Source organism: Ruegeria sp. HKCCA0235A, assembly GCF_013033235.1.
GTDB lineage: Bacteria > Pseudomonadota > Alphaproteobacteria > Rhodobacterales > Rhodobacteraceae > Ruegeria.
The window spans coordinates 69,041-88,623 of the sequence record NZ_WQDQ01000007.1; the positions used below are offsets into that span (position 1 = coordinate 69,041).

Sequence of the window (19,583 nt, forward strand, 5' to 3'; positions counted from 1 at the left end):
TCTTACCCTTCCGCCACGATGTCGGCGATTGTCTTTTTCAGCACGCGCGTGACCTGTTCCAGCGCGCGTTTGTCGTCCTTGTTCAGGCCCTTCAGCGGAGGCCGCATAGCGCCGGCATCAATTCCATTCATGGTGACGCCATGCTTGATGGTCTGGATGAACTTGCCACCCTGTTCCAGTACCCGCATCAGCGGCATCATCGCAGACATGATCCGGCGGCCTTTGTTGAAATTCCCTTCGACCACGCAGGCCTGATACAGAGCCACATGTTCGGCAGGCAGGAAGTTCGACCCGCCGCACACCCAGAACGGCGCACCCCAGGCAAAGAATTCGAGCGCCTGATCGTCCATTCCGCAACCAAGCTGGATATGCGGATAGTCGCGGGCCAGCAAATGCACCCGGTTGATATCGCCCGAGCTTTCCTTGATGCCGCAGAAGTTGCGGCTGCGGCCCACACGGTCAAGGAACTCTTCGCCCATCATCGTACCGGTGCGGTGCGGGTAGTTGTACAGCATAACAGGCAGATCAGCGGCCTTGTCGATGGCCAGCGCATTCAGCGCGTTTTCCCGATCAGTCGGCACCGAATACGGCGGGCTGGCCAGCAGGATCGCATCGGCGCCGATTTCGCGCGCGCCGGCGGCAAGGGCAATCGAATCCGGCGTCAGCATCGCGCCTGTGCCAACCACCAATGGCAATCGGCCCTTCAACTGCTCATGCGTGAACCGGGCCAGTTCGACACGTTCGTGGACGGTCTGGGCATAGTTCTCGCCGGTCGAACCACCCGAGATCAGGCCATGCACGCCATTCTCGATCAGGTATTCGATCACGTCGGACAAGGCGTCCCAATTCACGCTGCCATCGTCGTGATAAGGCGTGACCACAGGGGTATAGATCCCCTCAAACTTGAAAATCGGGTTCATTCCGTCCTCATGCAGGTTTCGAAAGGGGCGGGATTCCCATCGGGACATCCAGCGCGTCAGGCATCACGAACATCTCGATCTGATCGCGTGACAGGTTCCAGTGATCTTCCGCCAGCCTGGCCGCCGTCGCCTCATCGCGCGCCTCGATGGCTGCGATGATCGCATCATGCTGTTGGCTGGCCAGCGACAGGTTTTCCGACATTTCACCGGTCTGTGGCCGATAAAACGTCATGCCGATCCGGGCGTGATCGATCAGCAGCCGGTTGAACGACGGCAGCAGGTAGACATTGCCGGACATTTCGCCGGTCACGTCATGAAAGCGGTTGTTGGCCAAGGCTCGGTCCTCGCCGGACCCGGACCGAAGGGCCGCCTTGAACGCCTGCTGGGCCTCTTTCAAATCATTGATCTGGGCGTTCGACGCATTCAAAGCCGCCAAACGCAGGATCGCTCCGTATACCATGGGCGCGGCAAGGAAGAAGTCGCGCAAGGTGGTGTAGGACATCTCGGAAACCCGGGCGCTGCGGTTTGTCCGCAGATCCAGATAGCCTTCGCCAGCCAACTGTCGAAACACCTCGCGCAGCGGCGTGCGCGACAAGCCGAATTCCTCTGACAAATGCGCCTCGTCCAGATCCGCGCCCGGGCGCAGGCGCAGCGTAAGGATGGACACTCTCAGGTGCTCTCTCAGCGCGCTTTTTCGAGACTTGGCTTCGTCTTTCATGCTTTGGCCTCATCCTTCTGTTCGGCGAACGCGGTCGAATCGCGTGCGGTCACGGTTTTGTATTCCATAAAAATACAACTTGTATACAATAAAAATTCGTGCAGCATAGGAGCCTGCGAAATAGACTCATGTTCTGGACTTTGTCCCAGCTTGCAAACGGTACTGCTCATGCCTCAGACGCGGCACATCACTTTCATCCTTGTCGAGGAGTTCTCGCACCTTGCGTTTTCATGCGCGGTCGAACCCTTGCGGATCGCCAATCTTGTGAGCGGCGAAGAACTGTACCGCTGGTCCTTTGTGTCCGAACATGGCGAGCAGGCCGTGTGCTCGAACGGATCCATCACGCTGGTGCATTCCGGCCTTCAGGGTCTGGCCAAATGTGATCAGCTGTTTGTCCTGTCGGGCATTCACATGCGTGACCACGTCACCCGCCCCCTGCTTGCAACCCTGCGCCGCGAACGCGCGCGCGGCACGAAAATCGGCGCCCTGTGCTCGGGGGCATGGGTGCTGGCCGAGGCTGGCTTTCTCGACGGAATGCAAGCGGCAATCCACTGGGAATATCACGACGCGTTCATGGAAGCCTTTCCCGAGGTCAACCTGGTACGCAGCGTGTTCGTCGCCGATGAAAAGCACATTACCGCATCTGGCGGAACGGCAACGGCGGATCTGATGCTGCACCTGATCGAACGCGATCACGGTGAAGAACTGGCCATCGATGTGGCGGATCAGATGGTCTACAACGCGGTACGCAATGCCACGGCCAAACAACGGGTTTCCCTGCAATCACGCAACGGAATGCGCAATGCGCACCTCGCCAAGGCGATCACCATCATGCAGGACAGTATCGAAACCCCGGTTTCCCCCTCGTTCATTGCAGAAGAGCTTGGCATTTCAACCCGGCAGCTTGAGCGGCTGTTTGGAAAATACCTCAACACGTCGCCCAAGAAATACTTCATGGAAATGCGGCTGGAGCGCGCCCAGAAACTGTTGCTTCAGACCGAAGCATCCGTCACCGAGGTTGCCGTGGCCTGCGGCTTTGAAAACCCGGGCCATTTTTCGCGCGTCTACCGGTCAAGCTTTGGCGTCACCCCGCACGCGCAACGCAACAAGATCGACTGACAGTATCGGGTAGTGGACTTGTCGAAAACGATACGGCAGGGGATGCCGCGCTTTGTCGGCCCATGACGGGCCTGAACGGGCATCCCCCTAACCCTGCCGAGATACCCCCTCATTAAAACCGGACTAGTCAACAGATCGGCAGGATGATGTACCAATAGATTTGGATATTGGCATAAGTTTTGCGAGAACTTGTCATACATGCGATTCTTGTGCCCTTATTCGTTAATCTTTGCCTCAATTGGAGACTTTTGATTCAGCGAAGTCCGGCAACCTCAAAGGCCATAACCACTTGTAAAAATAAATAATTTGTGAGTTTCGCTCATTGCTGCATTCAAGGACCGCACTGAGGAGCAGTTTTTCCGCCTTCAATCCAGCGTGTTCGTTTTCTGCGCAGCCTCAGGCATGGACGAGGCAATCTTGGCTCAACTGCTTCGGTTGCGCGCTTCAAAACGTCAAACGGGCGTTCAAGCACCATCTCTAACGGAATTGCGTCATATCGAGACTGGGCGCGGCGCGCGTGATTTCATGGGTGCTGGTCGCCGCGCCTGATCCGACGCGAACGTTCAGCTTCTCTGTCCCGCTGAACCGCTGGAAATACGCAAATTCCATCGTGGTCAGCGCATCCATATCCTGACATTGAACAACGTAGTCAGCCTGGAATTCCGAGTGTTCGCCCGGCACGGATGACGCGCCCCCCTCGCCCGCGTTGTCCTGCTGCCCCGGAATATCATGCGTCAGGATCACGTTTGCAGATGCGTTAAAGCACACGGCGTCGGGCGGGACGACAAACAGATCCAGTGGTTTGGACAGTTCGGAAATCGCGATGGCGACGCGCGTACGCTCGTCATCACTTGCCACCGGGGTCTCGAACCCGATTATGTCAATGCTTGGAACCTTAAGGGACAGCGTAAATTCCGTGTCCGTAAACACGATTTCCAATTGACCGGACCCATGTTGATGGGTGGGCGTGATCTGCGTCGCCTGAGCGGCAAGAGCTGCCGGAAAAAGAGACAACGCCAGAACAGAGCACTTCATTAACCAACAACCGCCTTAAACAGAATCACATACGTGATTTTAGCGCGAATCACCCGCCACGCAATGTTAACCCTCGGATCGGAGCTCGCCAGATTTGGGGAGAAGCGTGGGATTCAACCATCATTTGCTATATCCGACAATAAAACTCAGATTGACATTGCCGACTAAATCACTCAGTTATTTCTTCGCGAAACCCGCGGTACATCCCCGCGCGATCCGACAGTTCTGACAGGAAAGCACCGAACTCCTATGACCAAGTTATTCACCACTGCCAGCGCCCTGACATTTTGCATGGCAACCGCCGCAATCTCGGGTGATGCCCCCACCAAGGCAGATGTACTGAACACCTATGCCGATATTGCGGAAGCCAAATTTGAGGACAGCCTGATTTCAGCCAGGAAATTGCAGGATGCGGTCAACGCACTGATCGCTGATCCCTCGGACGCAACGTTGAACGCGGCGCGCGCGGCCTGGGTTGCTGCGCGTGTCCCCTATCAGCAGACGGAAGTCTATCGCTTCGGCAATGCCATCGTAGATGACTGGGAAGGCAAGGTGAACGCCTGGCCCTTGGACGAAGGTCTGATCGACTATGTCGACGCGGCCTATGGCGGCGCGACGGACGAAAACGAATTTGCCGTGCTGAACGTCATCGCCAACCCCAGCTTCCAACTGTCGGGCGAGACCATTGATGCCAGCGAAATCACCCCCGAACTGCTGAGCGACACCCTGCACGAAGCCGATGGTATCGAGGCGAATGTGGCAACCGGCTATCACGCCATCGAGTTCCTTCTGTGGGGTCAGGACATGAACGGCCATGGCGCCGGTGCCGGCAACCGACCAGCGACCGATTATGCGCAGGGCGAGAACTGTACCGGCGGCCATTGCGACCGTCGCGCGCAATATCTGAGCGCTGCGACCGAACTGCTGGTCAGCGATCTGGCCTGGATGGCGGATCAGTGGAAAGACGGCGGAGCGGCGCGCGCAGCCCTTATGGAGAACGAAGCAGCAGGCATCAGCGCGATCCTGACCGGCATGGGCTCTCTCTCGTATGGTGAGCAAGCCGGCGAACGGATGCGCCTTGGCCTGATGCTGAACGATCCTGAAGAAGAACATGACTGCTTTTCTGACAACACCCACAACAGCCATTACTATGACGGGTTGGGCATCCAGAACGTCTATCTGGGCAGCTATACCCGCATTGATGGCACCCCGGTTTCGGGCGCATCTCTGGCCGATCTGGTCATCGCCACGGATCCGGCGCTGGATACCGAGATGAAAGCGAAACTGGCCGCCACCATGCAGGCCCTGGGCAAGATCAAGACAACGACCGAGGCGGGATTTGCTTATGACCAGATGCTTGAGCGCGGCAACGAAGGCGGCGAAGCCCTGATCATGGGCGGCGTCAACGGCCTGATCGATCAGACCAAAACGATCGAACGCATCGTAACTGCGCTGGAACTGGACGGGGTTGCGTTTGAAGGGTCAGACAGCCTGGATAACCCGGACGCCGTCTTCCATTAATCTTCAAGCGGGCCGGAGAGGGTTTCTTTCCGGCCCGAGCAACCCTTTCTGATCGTCTGTAAAGGCGGCGAAACGAGCCAAGACCAATGATTGTCTGCCACTGCACCAACATATCCGATCACGACATCCGTGCCACCATCGACTGGATGCGCACGGCGGATCCGCGGACCATCATCACCCCCGGCAAAATCTACCATGCCCTTGGCAAATCGGCGGATTGTGGCGGGTGCATGCCGTTGTTCCTAGACACGATGCGGGCCAGCGGTAATCTGGAAGTCCCCATGCAACTCCGCACTTTGCGTGCCGGAGCAACACAGGAGAAGGCTGATGAAAGGCGATCCGAAGGTCATCGAATATCTGAACAGGTCTCTGCGGCATGAGCTGACTGCCGTCAGTCAATACTGGCTGCATTACCGCCTGCAAGAAGACTGGGGCCTTGGCCATATGGCCAAGAAAAGCCGCGAGGAAAGCATCGAAGAGATGGGCCACGCGGACAAGCTGATCGAACGGATCATCTTTTTGGAAGGTCACCCCAACCTTCAGAAACTGGACCCGTTGCGGATCGGTCAGACGCCGAAGGAAACGCTGGAATGCGACCTGGCAGCCGAGATCGACGCCAGGGCACTTTACAAGGAAGCGCGCGAATATTGTCGGGAGGCCGGCGACTTTGTCTCCATGTCGCTGTTCGAAGAGTTGATGTCCGATGAAGAGGGACACATCGACTTCCTCGAAACGCAGCTCGACCTGTATGAAAGGATCGGCGAAGCCAATTATGCGCAACTCAACGCATCGAAAATGGACGAAGGCGAATAGCCTTCTTGCCTTGTCGGTGGTCGCCCTGGCGGCCACCCCCTCCCTGTCAGCCGAGCTGCGGGACCTGCATCTGAAATTCACCCCCCGCACCGACGAGGAACGCGCCCGCATTGCGGCCGTGACCGCGCCCCCGCAGGATTATGGCGTGTCGCAGCCGTTCGAAGAACTCTCTGCCGGGGCGGCAACTGTCCGGGTCCGCAACGACGCGGATGCGTTCTCGCAACCCTCGGGCAATCTGAGCTTCGAGCAGGAGCTGGATTTCAAGGTCGGCAACGGGTTGTTCAAGAAAATCTGGGTGTCGTCACCATCATCCACATTGGCCTCTGACGGGTTGGGGCCGCTGTACAACGCGCGATCCTGCCAGCGTTGCCATATAAAGGATGGGCGGGGGCACACACCCAACGGCCCTGATGACAACGCGGTCTCGATGTTCCTTCGGGTCTCGATCCCCAGTGCGCCGGAAGACGGGTATGCCGGGATCGAAGACTACATCGCCACCCGACCCGAACCCAACTATGGCGGGCAGATGCAGGATTTCGCGCTTGCCGGACATCCGGCGGAATATCGGCTGGATATCTCTTACGAAGAAGTCCCCGTTGAACTTTCTGACGGCGAGACCGCGTCACTGCGCCGCCCGTCTTACAGGGCCGCTGACCTGGGCTATGGCCCTCTGCACCCGGATGCGATGCTGAGCCCGCGGGTCGCACCGCAGATGATCGGGCTTGGCCTGCTGGAGGCGATCCCGGTCGAAGACCTGCTGGCCCGGGCTGATCCCGATGACGTGGATGGGGATGGCATCTCGGGCCGTCCGAACATCGTCTGGTCGGTTGAATACGGCGCCCCGATGATGGGCCGGTTCGGGCACAAGGCAGGCATGCCGACGGTCATGGAGCAATCCGCCGCAGCCTTTGCCGGGGATATCGGTATTTCAAGCCCGCTTTACCCGGCACCTCAGGGGGACTGCACGGACTTGCAGGTGAACTGCGTCGACGCCCCGCATGGCGACATCGATACCCGCGCGTTCGAGATCGATCAGCAGGGTATGGACTTGGTGGATTTCTACAGCCGCAATCTGGGCGTGCCCGGCCGCCGTGATGTCGACGACCCCGAGGTGTTGCGCGGCAAAGAGGTGTTTCACACGATCGGCTGCGCATCCTGCCATACTCCAGCCCATGTCACCCACCGGCTGGAAGATCGGCCCGAGCACAGCTTTCAGCTGATCTGGCCTTATACCGACCTGCTGCTGCATGACATGGGCGAAGGTCTGGCGGATCACCGCCCCGAGGCCCGCGCGACGGGGCGCGAATGGCGGACGCCGCCTTTGTGGGGCATTGGTCTGACCGAACGCGTCTCGGGCCACACGCAGTTTCTGCATGACGGGCGGGCACGCAATCTGCTCGAGGCGATACTGTGGCACGGCGGCGAAGCCCAGGCCGCGCGCGATGCGGTTGTGTCGATGCCGAAAACTGACCGCGGCGCCCTAATCCGTTTTCTGGAGAGCCTCTGACCCATGCGTATTCTTACCTTTGTTGCCGCGTTGATGATGCCGCTTGCCGCACAGGCGCAGGACCGCGCACCGATCCTGATGGACGTTACCGAGATACATATCCTGCCCAGGTTCGACAAGCTGCCGGAAACGACCGGGGCTCTGGTCAGTGCTTCGCGGGTGGATTGCGATCCGACCTCACCTGCGTTGCGCGCGGCTTATGACGCGGCCTTCGACAGCTGGATTTCCGCCAGTCACCTGCGGTTCGGTCCGACCGAGGTTGATGATCGTGCGTTTGCCATGGCGTTCTGGCCCGACACGAAAGGGTTCACCACCAAAGCCCTGTCCCAGCATATCGCAACCGAGGATGACGCCGTGCAAGACCCGGAAGCCTATGCCGAGACATCCATAGCGGGGCGCGGGTTCTTTGCGCTCGAACGGATGCTGTTCGATCGCGCCTTTGCAGAGCAGGGCAATGCGGATTACCGCTGTGCGCTGATTCAGGCGATCGCGGCGGATATTGATGCCAACGCGCGGGCGATGGCCGATGACTGGCAAAGCTATGCCCCCGGCCTGACCCGGCCCGGCGAGAACGGCCGCTACCGAACGCAGGACGAAGCGATGCAGGAACTGTTCAAGGCTTTGTCCACGGGTCTTGAATTCACGGCCGACACTCGGCTTGGTCGCCCATTGGGCACGTTCGACCGCCCGCGCCCGAACCGCGCCGAAGCGTGGCGGTCGAAGCGATCCTTGCGCCATGTCGAGCTTTCACTGATGGCCCTTCGTGATCTTGCATCGCGATTGGCCTTTGATCATCCCGATATCGCCGCGGATCTGGATGCTGCCTTTGCGCGCGCCATCGAGAATGCCGAGGCCATTGACGACCCGGCGCTGGCGGGCGTTTCGGATCCGCAGGCCCGGTTCCGTATCGAGGCCCTGCAACAGTCCATCCACGATATTCGCGCCATTGCGTCGATTGAACTTGGCCCGACCCTGGGCATCAGCGCAGGCTTCAATTCTCTGGACGGGGACTGACCCATGACATCGCGCCGCCGTTTTCTTGCAGGGCTGGCTGCAACCTCTCTGCCTCCGATCCATGGATGGGCCTCGGTGGGAAGGCCGGAGTTTCTGGCCGCAGGGCTGTTTCCGGATGGTTCGTATCGACTGGCCGGGCTGGATGCACAGGGAACGCTGCTGTTTTCCGTGCCCCTGCCCGCGCGCGGTCATGCGGCGGCGGCACATCCGGTCAAACCACAGGCCGTGGCCTTTGCGCGCCGTCCGGGCACCTTTGCCGTGGTGATTGATTGCGTGACGGGATCACCGATCGCGCGGCTGACGGCGCCGGAAGGCCGGCATTTTTATGGTCACGGTACTTTTTCAGCCGATGGCGCGATTTTCTTTGCCACCGAAAACGATTTCGAAGCTGGAGAAGGTATCATAGGCGTCTGGGACGCCGAAACCTTTGCGCGCTTGGGTGAATTCCCCTCCGGCGGCGTCGGGCCGCATGACATGCGGTTGATGCCGGGTGGGAAAACGCTTGTGATTGCCAATGGCGGGATCGAAACCCATCCCGAAACCGGACGCACGAAGCTGAACCTGCCGACGATGAAGCCCAACCTGACCTACCTTTCCATGTCGGGCCTGGTTCAGGAACAGGTGTCGCTGGCGCCTGCGCTCCATAAGAACTCGATCCGCCATCTGGCGGTCCGTCGCGACGGGCTGGTGGGCTTTGCGATGCAGTGGCAGGGCAGCAAGGCCGAACATCCGCCCTTGCTGGGCCTGCACCGTCAGGGGGAAACCCCGCACCTTCTGTCAGCGCCTGAGCAGGATCAGAGCACGCTGCAAGGCTATGCCGGCAGCATCGCGTTTTCGGCGGATGGTGCAACCGTTGCCATCACCTGTCCGCGCGGCAATGCGCTGCATCGGTTCGACGTGGCCAGTGGCACATTCAGCGATGCGTTCGAGCTTGAGGATGTCTGCGGGCTTGGATCGGGCCCGAACGGCTTGGTTTTCACCACCGGAACCGGTGTGTTCGGCGCGTTGGCCACTGCGCACCCCGAGATCCGGACCCGCGCGAAGTGCCAGTGGGACAATCATCTGGTCCGGATCACCCCACCGGCATGAAACTCGGATTTTTCCGTCACATAGTTTAGGCTTGGAAGAATCAAACAGCTGCCGTATTGGCGGGCGCGAAACTGGCACCCCTACGTTAAGGACCGACTTGATTGAAACAGACGCCCGACGCACCGCATTCCATCTACGGAGTTGAGAAATGGGGCAAAGGCCTCATCGAGGTGACGGAGCAGGGCGAAATCGGTCTGCGCAATCCCTTGGCTCCCGAGGTTGGCGCGATCAGCCTGCCCGGTATTCTCAGCGATCTGGACGACCGCGGTATCAAGGCCCCGATGGTTCTGCGCGTGTCTTCCTATCTGGAACACGAAATCGCGCATCTGAACGAAAGCTTCCGCGACGCCATCGCCCGCGTCGGTTACAGAGGCAGCTATCGCGGTGTGTTCCCGATCAAGGTGAACCAGCAGGCCCAGGTAGTCGACCGGATCGTCGAATTCGGCAAGAAGTACAACTATGGGCTCGAGGCCGGGTCCAAACCCGAACTGGTGATCGCGCTGGCACATCGGCTGGCTAGCGAAGCGCTGATAGTCTGCAACGGCGTCAAGGATGCCGAGTTCATCCAGCTGGCCATCCTGTCACGCAAGATCGGGTTCAACACGGTGATCGTTCTTGAAAGCCCGAAAGAGGCTGACACGGTGATCGAGGTCTACAAAGAATTGGAGGTCGAACCGCTTATTGGTGTGCGGGTCAAACTGACCAACCAGATCAGCGGCAAATGGGAAGAAAGCTCGGGCGACCGCTCGGCTTTCGGTATGAACACCGATCAACTGGTGGCCACGGTGGACAAGCTGCGCGACGCGGGCCTTCTGCATTGCCTGAAGTTGCAGCACTCGCATCTGGGCTCTCAGGTGCAGGACGTCAACGACGTGCGCCGCGCGGTGGGCGAGGCCTGCCGCTATTACACCGAACTGACGCGCGAGGGCGTGCCGCTGACCCATCTGGACCTCGGCGGTGGTATGGGGGTGGACTACACAGGCGAGAAGAAGGCGGCCGAGAACTCGATCAACTACACTGTCGAGGAATACTGCGCCAACGTGGTGGAAACCGTGGCCTATGCCATGGACGAGGCCGAGGTGGACCACCCGACGCTGGTCACCGAAAGCGGCCGTGCGGTGGTGGCGACGTCGTCGATGCTGGTGTTCAACGTGCTGGAAAGCACGCTCTATGATGCGCCCAACGGCCCCGAGGTTGAAGCCGACGATCACCACATGGTTTCAGACCTTGCCGCGGTGCACGGCTATCTCAGCAAAGACCGTCTTCAGGAATGCTGGAACGACGCCACCTTCTATCGCAACGAATTGCGCGCGCTGTTCAGACGCGGCTATGTCGACCTGCGACAGATGGCCCGGGCCGAGCGGATCTACCTGTCGCTGATGGCCCGCCTCAAGGCGCTGGCGGCCAGTGACGATCTGGAAACCGACGTGGACGACCAGCTTGAGAAAGTGGCCGATATCTACCACTGCAACTTTTCGCTGTTCCAGTCCTTGCCCGACGTCTGGGCCATTGACCAGCTGCACCCCATCGTGCCCTTGCAGGGCCTGAACCAAACACCCGACCGCCGCGCAGTCCTGTCCGACATCACCTGCGACAGCGACGGCAAGATCGACCGGTTCATCCTGGCCGACGGTGTTTCACCCAGTCTGCCGGTGCATACCCTGCCCGAAGATGATGAATATTTCATGGGCGTCTTTTTCGTCGGCGCCTATCAGGAAACGCTGGGCGATCTGCATAACCTGTTCGGCGACACCAACGTCGTCACCATCGACCTGCGCGCTGACGGAGGGTTCGACCTGCTGCACGAACAAGAGGGCGACACGATCAGCCAGGTGCTGTCCTACGTCGAATTCGACCCCACCGACTGCGTCGCCGCCTTCCGCAAAATGGTGGACGAGGCGATCTCGACCGGTACTCTGAAAGCCAAGGACCGCAAAACCCTGATGAGCGCCTATCGCGACTCGATCAACGGCTACACCTATTACGAATAACCCCCTGTGAGAGGAGATTACCCCCATGGGTTCACTTAGTGGCAAAACACTGGTTGTTGGCGCGGGCGGCGTATCCCACGCCGCCGTGCACAAGATGGCGATGAATTCGGACATCTTCACCGAAATCACACTGGCCAGCCGGACCAAGTCGAAATGCGACGCCATCGCCAAATCGGTGAAAGAGCGCGTGGGCGTTGACATCGCCACCGCCGAGCTTGACGCCTACAAGGTCGAAGACACGGTCAAGCTGATCAAGGAAACAGGCGCGGAAATCCTGGTGAACCTGGCCCTGCCCTATCAGGACCTGGTGCTGATGGACGCCTGCCTCGAGGCCGGGTGCCACTATCTCGACACTGCAAACTACGAGCCCGAGGACGAGGCCAAGTTCGAATATCACTGGCAATGGGCCTATCAGGACAGGTTCAAACAGGCCGGCCTGACCGCGATCCTCGGCTCGGGCTTCGATCCGGGTGTTACATCCGTCTTTGCCAAGTGGCTCAAGAAACACAAGCTGGACACGATCCGCCAGATCGACGTTCTGGACGCCAATGGCGGCCAGAACGATCAGGAATTCGCCACCAATTTCAACCCGGAAATCAACCTGCGCGAAGTCCTGGCCGAAGTGCGCCACTGGGAGAACGGCGAATGGAAGCACTCTCCCGCCATGACCCACAAGGTCGAGTTCGACTTCCCCGCCATCGGCCCCAAGAACATGTACCTGATGTATCACGAGGAACTGGAATCGCTCAGCACCCATTTCCCCGAGATCGAGCGCGCCCGCTTCTGGATGACATTCGGCGATGCCTACATCACCCATGCCAAAGTGCTGGAAAACGTCGGCATGACCCGCATCGACCCGGTGATGCATGACGGCAAGGAAATCATCCCGATCCAGTTCCTGAAAACCCTGCTGCCCGATCCCGGCGATCTGGGGGCGGAGACCAAGGGCAAGGCCTGCATCGGCGACATCGCCACGGGTCAGGCCAAGGACGGCTCGGGCGAGAAAACCTACTACATCTACAACATCTGCGACCACGAGGAATGCTATGCCGAGGTCGGCAGCCAGGCCGTCAGCTACACCACCGGCGTCCCCGCGATGATCGGCGCGGCACAAGTGCTGAAAGGCAACTGGCGCGAGCCGGGCGTGTGGAACATGGAACAGCTCGACCCGGATGATTTCATGGACATGCTGAACGAACACGGCCTGCCGTGGCAGGTCCACGAACTCGACGGGCCCGTCGAGTTCTGATCCCTCGGGGCGGTCCGCGCGACCGCCCTGCTTCATCTGGCTAAAAATATCCCGGGGGGTCCGGGGGGCAGGCCCCCCCGGGGCTTTTCACAATCGGAGACGCCCGAAATGTCCGACATGATGACCACACAGGCCGGAGACGCCGGCGCCTTCCGCCACTTCGACCTGACACGCGTCCCCTCCCCCTGCTTCGTCGTCGACGAAAAGGCGGTGGAGCGAAATCTGGCGGTTCTGGCCGATATCGGTGAGCGCTCTGGCGCGCATGTCCTGTCGGCGCTCAAGGCCTTCTCGATGTTCGCTCTGGCCCCTCTAGTGCGACAGTATCTCGGCGGCACTTGCGCAAGCGGCATCTACGAGGCCCGGCTGGGCCGCGAGGAATATGGCGGCGAGGTCGCGACCTACTGCGCGGGCTACAAGGACGCCGACATCGACGAAATCCTTGCGCTGTCGGATCACATCATCTTCAACAGCCCCGGGCAGAAAGACCGCTTTCTTGCCAAGGCACAAGCCGCGGGGCGGCAGGTCGGGCTGCGCATCAACCCCGAGCATTCAGAAGGCGAGGTCGCGAAATACGACCCCTGCGCACCGTGTTCACGCCTCGGCACCCCGGTCAGCCAGCTGGACGCTAAGGCGCTGGAGGGCGTGGATGGCCTCCACATGCACACGCTCTGCGAACAGGGGTTCGAGCCTCTGGCGCGCACCTGGGCCGCTGTTGAACCGAAACTCGCCCCCTTCCTGAACGGCCTGAAATGGCTCAATTTCGGCGGCGGCCACCACATCACCCGCAGCGACTATGACCGCGACGGGCTGGTGGAGTTCATCAAACACATCCGCGCCAAATACGGCGTCGAGGTCTATCTGGAACCCGGCGAGGCCGTGGCGTTGGATGCGGGCATCCTGGTGGGCGAAATCCTCGACCTGCCGCACAACGGCATGGATCTGGCGATCACCGATATCTCGGCCACCTGCCACATGCCCGACGTGATCGAGGCCCCCTATCGCCCCGCCCTGATGGACGAGGCCGAAACCGGCCACACCTATCGCCTGGGCGGCCCCTCGTGCCTGGCGGGCGACGTGATCGGCGACTACACTTGGGCCGAGCCGCTAAAAATCGGGCAGCGCTTTGCCTTCCTCGATCAGGCGCATTACTCGATGGTCAAGACCAACACGTTCAACGGCGTGCCCCTGCCCACCATCGCCCTGTGGAACAGCGAAACCGACGACCTAAAAATCATCAGGCAATTCGGCTACAGCGACTTCAAAGAGAGGCTTTCATGAGCATTTTCCTCGACAGCGAACTGACCGAGACCGAACGCAGCGAAGACGCGCGATTCCGCGTGATCCCGGTGCCGCTGGAACGCACCGTATCCTACGGGTCCGGCACCGCCAAAGGCCCCGAAGCGATCATCGCGGCCAGCAATGAACTCGAACGCATCACGGGCCACGCCGAACCCTGCGTCGAAGGCATCTTTACCGAGCCCCCGCTGGATTGCGACGGCCCGCTGCCGGACGTTATGGAGCGCCTCGCCCAGCGCACCGAGGCCGCCATCCGCGCCGGCAAGGTGCCGGTCACGCTGGGCGGCGAACACTCGCTCAGCTATGGCGCGGTCATGGGTGTGACTCGCTCGCTAGGCCAGCCCCTCGGCATCGTGCAGATCGACGCCCATGCAGATCTGCGCAACGCCTATCAGGGCGAAAAACACTCGCACGCCTCGGTGATGCATCTGCTGGCCGAGGAGGGTATCCCACTGGCCCAGTTCGGCGTGCGCGCCTTTTCCACCGAGGAAGCAAAAAGCCGTCTGAGGAACCGCGTCTTCCACGTGGATGCCGAAGAGTTGGTCACCGGCAACATCCATGCCGTCGACCTGCCCGAGGATTTCCCCGAACTGGTCTATGTCAGCTTTGACGTTGATGGGCTGGACCCGGCGCAGATGCCCGCGACAGGCACGCCTGTTCCGGGTGGGCTGGGATATTATCAGGCGCTTCGCCTCGTCGAACACGCCCTGAAGGGCCGCCGCTGCGTTGGTTTCGACGTGGTCGAACTGGCCCCCGACGGCAACGCGGCGTGGGATTTCACCGCGGCGCAGATCGTCTATCGCCTGATGGCGAGCTGCTGAACAGGCAGGCGGGCCGGGCTGGCCCGCCTGATCCGGTACTTAGTCGGTTTTGCCGTCATCGACGGTTTCGTTCAACTCCATATGGCCTTCGCCCCTGTTCAGGACGCGGCGCAACATGGGTTCGAAGAACTCCAGCGGCTTGGTCGGATAATTCGGGTCGAACGCCTTCTGATCGTATTCATGGCAGAAATAGCGACACTCTTCCCAATAAGGACTGTCGCGGTACTTGTCGCGCGCGTTGCGGTCGCCACCCAGGTGGTGGTTGTAGTAGTACCCCTGAAACACGCAATGATGCTTGAGAATCCAATAGGTCTTCTCGCTGACGTAAGGCTTCATCATCGCCGCCGACAGCTCTCCGTGATTGTAGGGCGACAGGATATCGCCGGTATCGTGAATCAGCGCAGCCACCACCAGTTCTTCATCCGCACCGTCCTCGTAAGCACGTGTCGCGGCTTGCAGGCTGTGCTGATAGCGGTTGACCGGATAGGGCGTCCATTCTTCGTCCAACGAGCGGATGGCATCGAGGATGCGGTCAGGCAGGGCCGCATTATAAGCCTCTTCATACGCCATCACAGCGTCCCAGTCGGCCTTGGTGGCATTCTCGAAACTGGTCCAGGTGGGTTTGTGGCTTTTGTCCAGCATGGCTGATCCTTTGGCATGTGTCCTGAGAAGAAGCGTAGTTCGAAACCAGTCTTCAAAAAAATGAATTGATTTTATCACTGTGATCAAAAAATACTTTCGACATGCAATTCAAAGCTCTGGAAACTTTTCTCTGCGTGGCCGAAGCCGGTGGCTTTCATGCCGCCGCCCGCAAGTTGAATGTGACGCAGACCGCTGTCAGCGCGCGTATTCGCCTGATCGAGGAGGAAACCGGCAGGGCGCTGTTCACGCGCGGTGCCGGCGGAACGGCGCTGACCGAGTTCGGCCGGCAGTTCAAACCCTATGCGGAACAGATGTTGTCCCTTTGGGGCTTTGCGTCGCGCGACCTGCCGGTACAGGCACAGAACCGCCCGGCACTGCGGTTGGGTGGCCAGCTCAGCATCTGGGATCCGTTGCTGGTGGACCTGGCGGTTCGGTTTGAACAGCGCTTTGGCAAATTGCTGTTGACGCTGAACTATGACCACGACCTGAACATGGTCGAAGCGGTGGCAACCCATGTGCTGGACGCGGCGATCACACATGAAAAGCCGGCGGACCGGCGTGTCACGTGGTACGCGCTTGAACCCGAGCTTTTGTCCCTGGTCCGGACGCCAAAGACTGACGGCACGGACGATGACATGATCTTCGTCAACCTTGAACTGGGCGAGGTCTATCAGGACCATGTCAGATCGGCTGCGCGGCGGGCGTCGGGTCAGACAGTTTTTCTTGGCAATTGCATGATGGCGCTGCGATATATTCTGCACCGAGGCGGAAACGGCTATTTCCCCGATTACGTCATTTCTGAACATCTGGCCTCGGGTGCTCTGGAGCGGGTCGAGGACAGTATCAGCTTGCCGCTGCCCATGTATCTGGTCACCCGCGGTGATCGCGAGGAATTTGAAGACATTCACAGCTGTTTGGTGGATCTTCGCGGCTAGAACTCAGGCCGGCGTCGGCATGATCTGCGGCGCGCGCTGCCGTTTTCGCATCAGCGGCCGACCGGCAACAAGCAGGAAGAGGCCCGAGATCAGCACCCCTATGATTGCGGGAAGGTACAGCAGAAACCAAAGCTCCGGGTCATCGATCACCACCGGGGAAACAAACCCGCGCACACCTTCAAGCAGCACAAGAATGGTGAAGGCGCCCAATATCTGCGGCCACAATCCAAACCGGGAAAAACTGCCCAGCATCAGGGTTGAATACCCGGCCAGCGCCACGGCGATGCAAATCGCGATCCACGAGAACCGCTGGTGCAGCTCTTCGATCAGCTTGCCTTGGCTGAACCCTTCCGTGGCTGAAACCTCATCCCGGTTGCGGATCAGGTCCGCCGTTGGAATAGCTTCGAGGCTGCGCCGGGCCATCGGATTTGTATTCGTCAGTTCCGAGATGTCGTAGGACGCGTCCTGGAACAGGGTCGATGACAACACTTTGCCTTCCTTGTTCAGGCGCAATGCAACCCCATCAACCATCACAAGGTGGATGCCGACATCATTGTTGACCAGATAGGCGGTTACGCTTGAATAGCTGACCGCGTTTTCAGGATCGCGGCGGTCAGACACGAACACTTCGTGGAGTGTGCCGTCCAGATCAATGCTGCCTATGTAAACCGTGACACCTTCGGCGGGGTGCAGAAACTCGCCTTCGTTCAGCAGTTGAGCCGTCACATCTCCGGCCACTTCGGCTTGCCGGATTTCCAGCTGTTCCACCGAGGCCGGGCGCAGGAACACGCTGATGATCGCCATCATCACCCCGGTAATCACACCGAACAGCAGCACCGCCCGGGCAAGCCGCCAAGGGCTGGATCCGGTGGCCAGCATAACCGTCAGCTCACTTTCGCGGCTCAGGCGATTTGTGGCATAGACGGCGGCGGCAAACACGGCCATGGGCATGACCGTGCGGATCAGGGTCGGCAAAGTCAGCGCGGTGAATTCCAGAAAGACCATTGCCGACTGCCCGCCGCTGATGACCCTGTCAAACAGGCTGACAGACCGGGTGATCCAGAACACACCGACAAGCACCAAGGTGAAAAAGCCAAACAGAATCAGCAATTGCCGCAGGAAATATCCATCAAAACGCGACATGGGGCCTCGTGCGTGTGTTCGTTTGCAGCGGACACTAGGGCATTAAGCCGGCAGAGGAAACAGGCATTGGACGTCAGGATGCCCCTGTATGCAACCTTGGCGCATACCGGCTTCATCGCACATCCCCGTTTTGGCACCAGAAGGGCCGGGAGATTACGCTTTGTGAAAACGGCGGCTCATGGCACATTTTACGGATTAATTAGAATGGAGTTTGAATAATGGCACTGTTTTTTTCCCGCCGCACCTATAACGCGCAGAAGAAAAAGTTCACGTTTAAGCCGGCGGCAAAGACCAGATATGCTCACATCACCCAGCAAAGCCCCGGTGGAAAAATTCGTAAGGGAAGTATTGTCAAAAAAGCCAAATGGCTGGATCTCGTGCGACAGGAGGGCGGGGATTCGGCCGTCCTGATCTATGTTCACGGGTTCAACACCAGCCAGAAGGACATGCTGGACCGGCTGGGAAAAATAGAAACCAATCTCAGGGGCAACGGGTATCAGGGCGCGGTCGTTGCCTTTGACTGGCCCAGCGACGGATCGGTGCACACCTATGACTCGGACCGCTCCGATGCCAAGGCGGTGGCACCGCATCTGGTGGGGGACGGAATCTTGCCGCTGTTGGGAATGTCGCCGCGCCCCAAGGTGCATCTGATCGCTCATTCCATGGGAGCGTTGGTGGTACTGCGCGCATTCTCTGACTTCGGGGATTCGGCCGGGCCCGGCAACAAGATATGGTCGGCGGATCAGGTCATGTTCGCGTCAGCGGACATCGATTCAGAATGGCTGGAAAAGGGCGCATGGGGCGATCTGGTCCTGAAAAAACGGTGCAAGCGATTCACCAATTACTACAGCCGGAAAGACAAGGTGCTGGCCCTGGCCGGCGGGATTGTTCACGGCGGTCGGCGTCGCGCCGGTCGTGTCGGGATGCCGAAGCTGACCTCGAAAGGTCATTGGGATATTTTCTGTGACCACCAATATCAACGAGACGTCCCCAAAGGACAGCGCAAGATGATGAAGTCGCATCGCTGGTGGTTCGACAGCGGCGGGTTTTATGAGGACCTCGCCCTGACGATCGACGGCCATTCGGTAAAAACGATGCCGACCCGGCACAAGACAAATATCGGGGATCTGGCGCTGCTGGCCTGACTGACCGGCCGCCACACGCCTTTCTCTGGTGCAAAGCCCGATTTTGCGGGTTCTGCTCAATTACCGGCTTTGGGCAGAATCTCTGCACGTTCTGATATCGTCAGTATGCGTTGCTGACCAGAAACGGAAAGGGCGCGCTCGACCTCAAGCGCGCCCCAGTCACAAGGGAGAAACTGAAAACCTGCGTTCTGTGCAGAACCTGAACGCCAACTCTTTGACATTCTCAGACAACCAGACTTTCCAACATCCGTCAGTGACGCTGTTCACACTCTGGGCCGGAATTTTTTGATGGCGTATAGGGTTTGGTTGCACTGCGGCTCACAAAGCCTGCGCGCGTTCTGATTTCCGGTTCGCCCCGGCCATAGCCGAAAGCCGCGGACGCTGTAAACGCGCCAAGCACGATTGCCGATTGGTGTTTTGATGCGGATGGCAGGGGCAGCAGGGTTCGAACCCGCGACCTACGGTTTTGGAGACCGTCGCTCTACCAACTGAGCTATACCCCTGTGGTGAGCCCCAGATATGACAGCCGCGCGGCGGACTCAAGAGGCTTTTTCGAATTCCACACCACTATCTGAGCCGACAAACAAGTTGCGCAAAATGTGCAGTGCGCTAAGACAAGGTCCGG

At 59.5% G+C, this 19,583-nt stretch carries 18 protein-coding genes and 1 tRNA gene; 13 read left to right on the forward strand and 6 right to left on the reverse strand.

Going from position 1 to position 19,583, the window contains the following annotated elements:
- Positions 1-2: 2 nt before the first annotated feature.
- Together GOW56_RS13305 and GOW56_RS13310 are read right to left on the reverse strand one after the other, a co-directional pair.
- Positions 3-920, reverse strand: a complete 918-nt coding sequence (locus GOW56_RS13305; RefSeq protein ID WP_171206192.1) for a dihydrodipicolinate synthase family protein — start codon at positions 918-920, stop codon at positions 3-5.
- A gap of 7 nt (positions 921-927) precedes the next feature.
- Positions 928-1,638 carry a GntR family transcriptional regulator gene (locus GOW56_RS13310; RefSeq protein ID WP_171118563.1) on the reverse strand — a complete coding sequence of 237 codons (711 nt, stop codon included), beginning with the start codon at positions 1,636-1,638 and terminating at the stop codon, positions 928-930.
- A gap of 168 nt (positions 1,639-1,806) precedes the next feature.
- Here GOW56_RS13310 and GOW56_RS13320 point away from each other — a divergent pair, with 168 nt between their 5' ends.
- Positions 1,807-2,757, forward strand: coding sequence for a GlxA family transcriptional regulator (locus GOW56_RS13320; protein ID WP_171206193.1), 951 nt, complete (start codon positions 1,807-1,809; stop codon positions 2,755-2,757).
- A gap of 477 nt (positions 2,758-3,234) precedes the next feature.
- On the opposite strand, the gene GOW56_RS13325 is transcribed toward GOW56_RS13320, so the two are convergent.
- Positions 3,235-3,792: a DUF2796 domain-containing protein gene (locus GOW56_RS13325; protein ID WP_171206194.1), complete on the reverse strand. Its 558-nt coding sequence runs from the start codon at positions 3,790-3,792 to the stop codon at positions 3,235-3,237.
- Between the two features lie 249 nt (positions 3,793-4,041).
- Here GOW56_RS13325 and GOW56_RS13330 point away from each other — a divergent pair, with 249 nt between their 5' ends.
- From GOW56_RS13330 to speB, 10 genes are all read left to right on the forward strand, one after another.
- On the forward strand, positions 4,042-5,313 hold the full coding sequence (locus GOW56_RS13330; protein WP_171206195.1) for an imelysin family protein: 1,272 nt from the start codon (positions 4,042-4,044) through the stop codon (positions 5,311-5,313).
- Positions 5,314-5,399: 86 nt separating this feature from the next.
- On the forward strand, positions 5,400-5,693 hold the full coding sequence (locus tag GOW56_RS13335; RefSeq protein WP_152458891.1) for a bacterioferritin-associated ferredoxin: 294 nt from the start codon (positions 5,400-5,402) through the stop codon (positions 5,691-5,693).
- Positions 5,641-6,126 (forward strand): bacterioferritin, encoded by a 486-nt coding sequence (bfr, locus tag GOW56_RS13340; RefSeq protein ID WP_152458892.1) that lies wholly within the window; start codon positions 5,641-5,643, stop codon positions 6,124-6,126. Before GOW56_RS13335 ends, bfr begins: the two co-directional genes overlap by 53 nt.
- The gene (locus GOW56_RS13345) at positions 6,086-7,633 is read left to right on the forward strand and encodes a di-heme oxidoredictase family protein (RefSeq protein ID WP_171206196.1); all 1,548 of its coding nucleotides are present in this window, start codon (positions 6,086-6,088) and stop codon (positions 7,631-7,633) included. Before bfr ends, GOW56_RS13345 begins: the two co-directional genes overlap by 41 nt.
- A gap of 3 nt (positions 7,634-7,636) precedes the next feature.
- Complete coding sequence (locus GOW56_RS13350) at positions 7,637-8,647, forward strand: imelysin family protein (protein ID WP_171206197.1); 1,011 nt, start codon at positions 7,637-7,639, stop codon at positions 8,645-8,647.
- A gap of 3 nt (positions 8,648-8,650) precedes the next feature.
- Positions 8,651-9,736 (forward strand): DUF1513 domain-containing protein, encoded by a 1,086-nt coding sequence (locus tag GOW56_RS13355; protein WP_171206198.1) that lies wholly within the window; start codon positions 8,651-8,653, stop codon positions 9,734-9,736.
- A gap of 101 nt (positions 9,737-9,837) precedes the next feature.
- Positions 9,838-11,727, forward strand: a complete 1,890-nt coding sequence (gene speA / locus GOW56_RS13360; RefSeq protein ID WP_171206199.1) for a biosynthetic arginine decarboxylase — start codon at positions 9,838-9,840, stop codon at positions 11,725-11,727.
- Between the two features lie 25 nt (positions 11,728-11,752).
- Positions 11,753-12,976, forward strand: a complete 1,224-nt coding sequence (locus GOW56_RS13365; protein ID WP_171206200.1) for a saccharopine dehydrogenase family protein — start codon at positions 11,753-11,755, stop codon at positions 12,974-12,976.
- A gap of 108 nt (positions 12,977-13,084) precedes the next feature.
- Positions 13,085-14,254 (forward strand): carboxynorspermidine decarboxylase, encoded by a 1,170-nt coding sequence (gene nspC, locus GOW56_RS13370; protein WP_171206201.1) that lies wholly within the window; start codon positions 13,085-13,087, stop codon positions 14,252-14,254.
- On the forward strand, positions 14,251-15,093 hold the full coding sequence (gene speB / locus GOW56_RS13375; RefSeq protein ID WP_171206202.1) for an agmatinase: 843 nt from the start codon (positions 14,251-14,253) through the stop codon (positions 15,091-15,093). Before nspC ends, speB begins: the two co-directional genes overlap by 4 nt.
- Positions 15,094-15,132: 39 nt before the next feature.
- Here speB and GOW56_RS13380 read toward each other — a convergent pair whose 3' ends face one another.
- Complete coding sequence (locus GOW56_RS13380; protein WP_171206203.1) at positions 15,133-15,735, reverse strand: HD domain-containing protein; 603 nt, start codon at positions 15,733-15,735, stop codon at positions 15,133-15,135.
- Between the two features lie 101 nt (positions 15,736-15,836).
- Here GOW56_RS13380 and GOW56_RS13385 point away from each other — a divergent pair, with 101 nt between their 5' ends.
- The gene (locus tag GOW56_RS13385; RefSeq protein WP_171206204.1) at positions 15,837-16,670 is read left to right on the forward strand and encodes a LysR family transcriptional regulator; all 834 of its coding nucleotides are present in this window, start codon (positions 15,837-15,839) and stop codon (positions 16,668-16,670) included.
- Positions 16,671-16,673: 3 nt separating this feature from the next.
- Here GOW56_RS13385 and lptF read toward each other — a convergent pair whose 3' ends face one another.
- Positions 16,674-17,813 (reverse strand): LPS export ABC transporter permease LptF, encoded by a 1,140-nt coding sequence (gene lptF, locus GOW56_RS13390; RefSeq protein ID WP_171206205.1) that lies wholly within the window; start codon positions 17,811-17,813, stop codon positions 16,674-16,676.
- Positions 17,814-18,031: 218 nt separating this feature from the next.
- On the opposite strand from lptF, the gene GOW56_RS13395 reads away from it, so the two are divergent.
- Positions 18,032-18,958, forward strand: coding sequence for an alpha/beta fold hydrolase (locus tag GOW56_RS13395; protein WP_171206206.1), 927 nt, complete (start codon positions 18,032-18,034; stop codon positions 18,956-18,958).
- A gap of 427 nt (positions 18,959-19,385) precedes the next feature.
- Here GOW56_RS13395 and GOW56_RS13400 read toward each other — a convergent pair.
- A tRNA-Trp gene (locus GOW56_RS13400) sits at positions 19,386-19,461 on the reverse strand.
- Positions 19,462-19,583 lie beyond the last annotated feature (122 nt).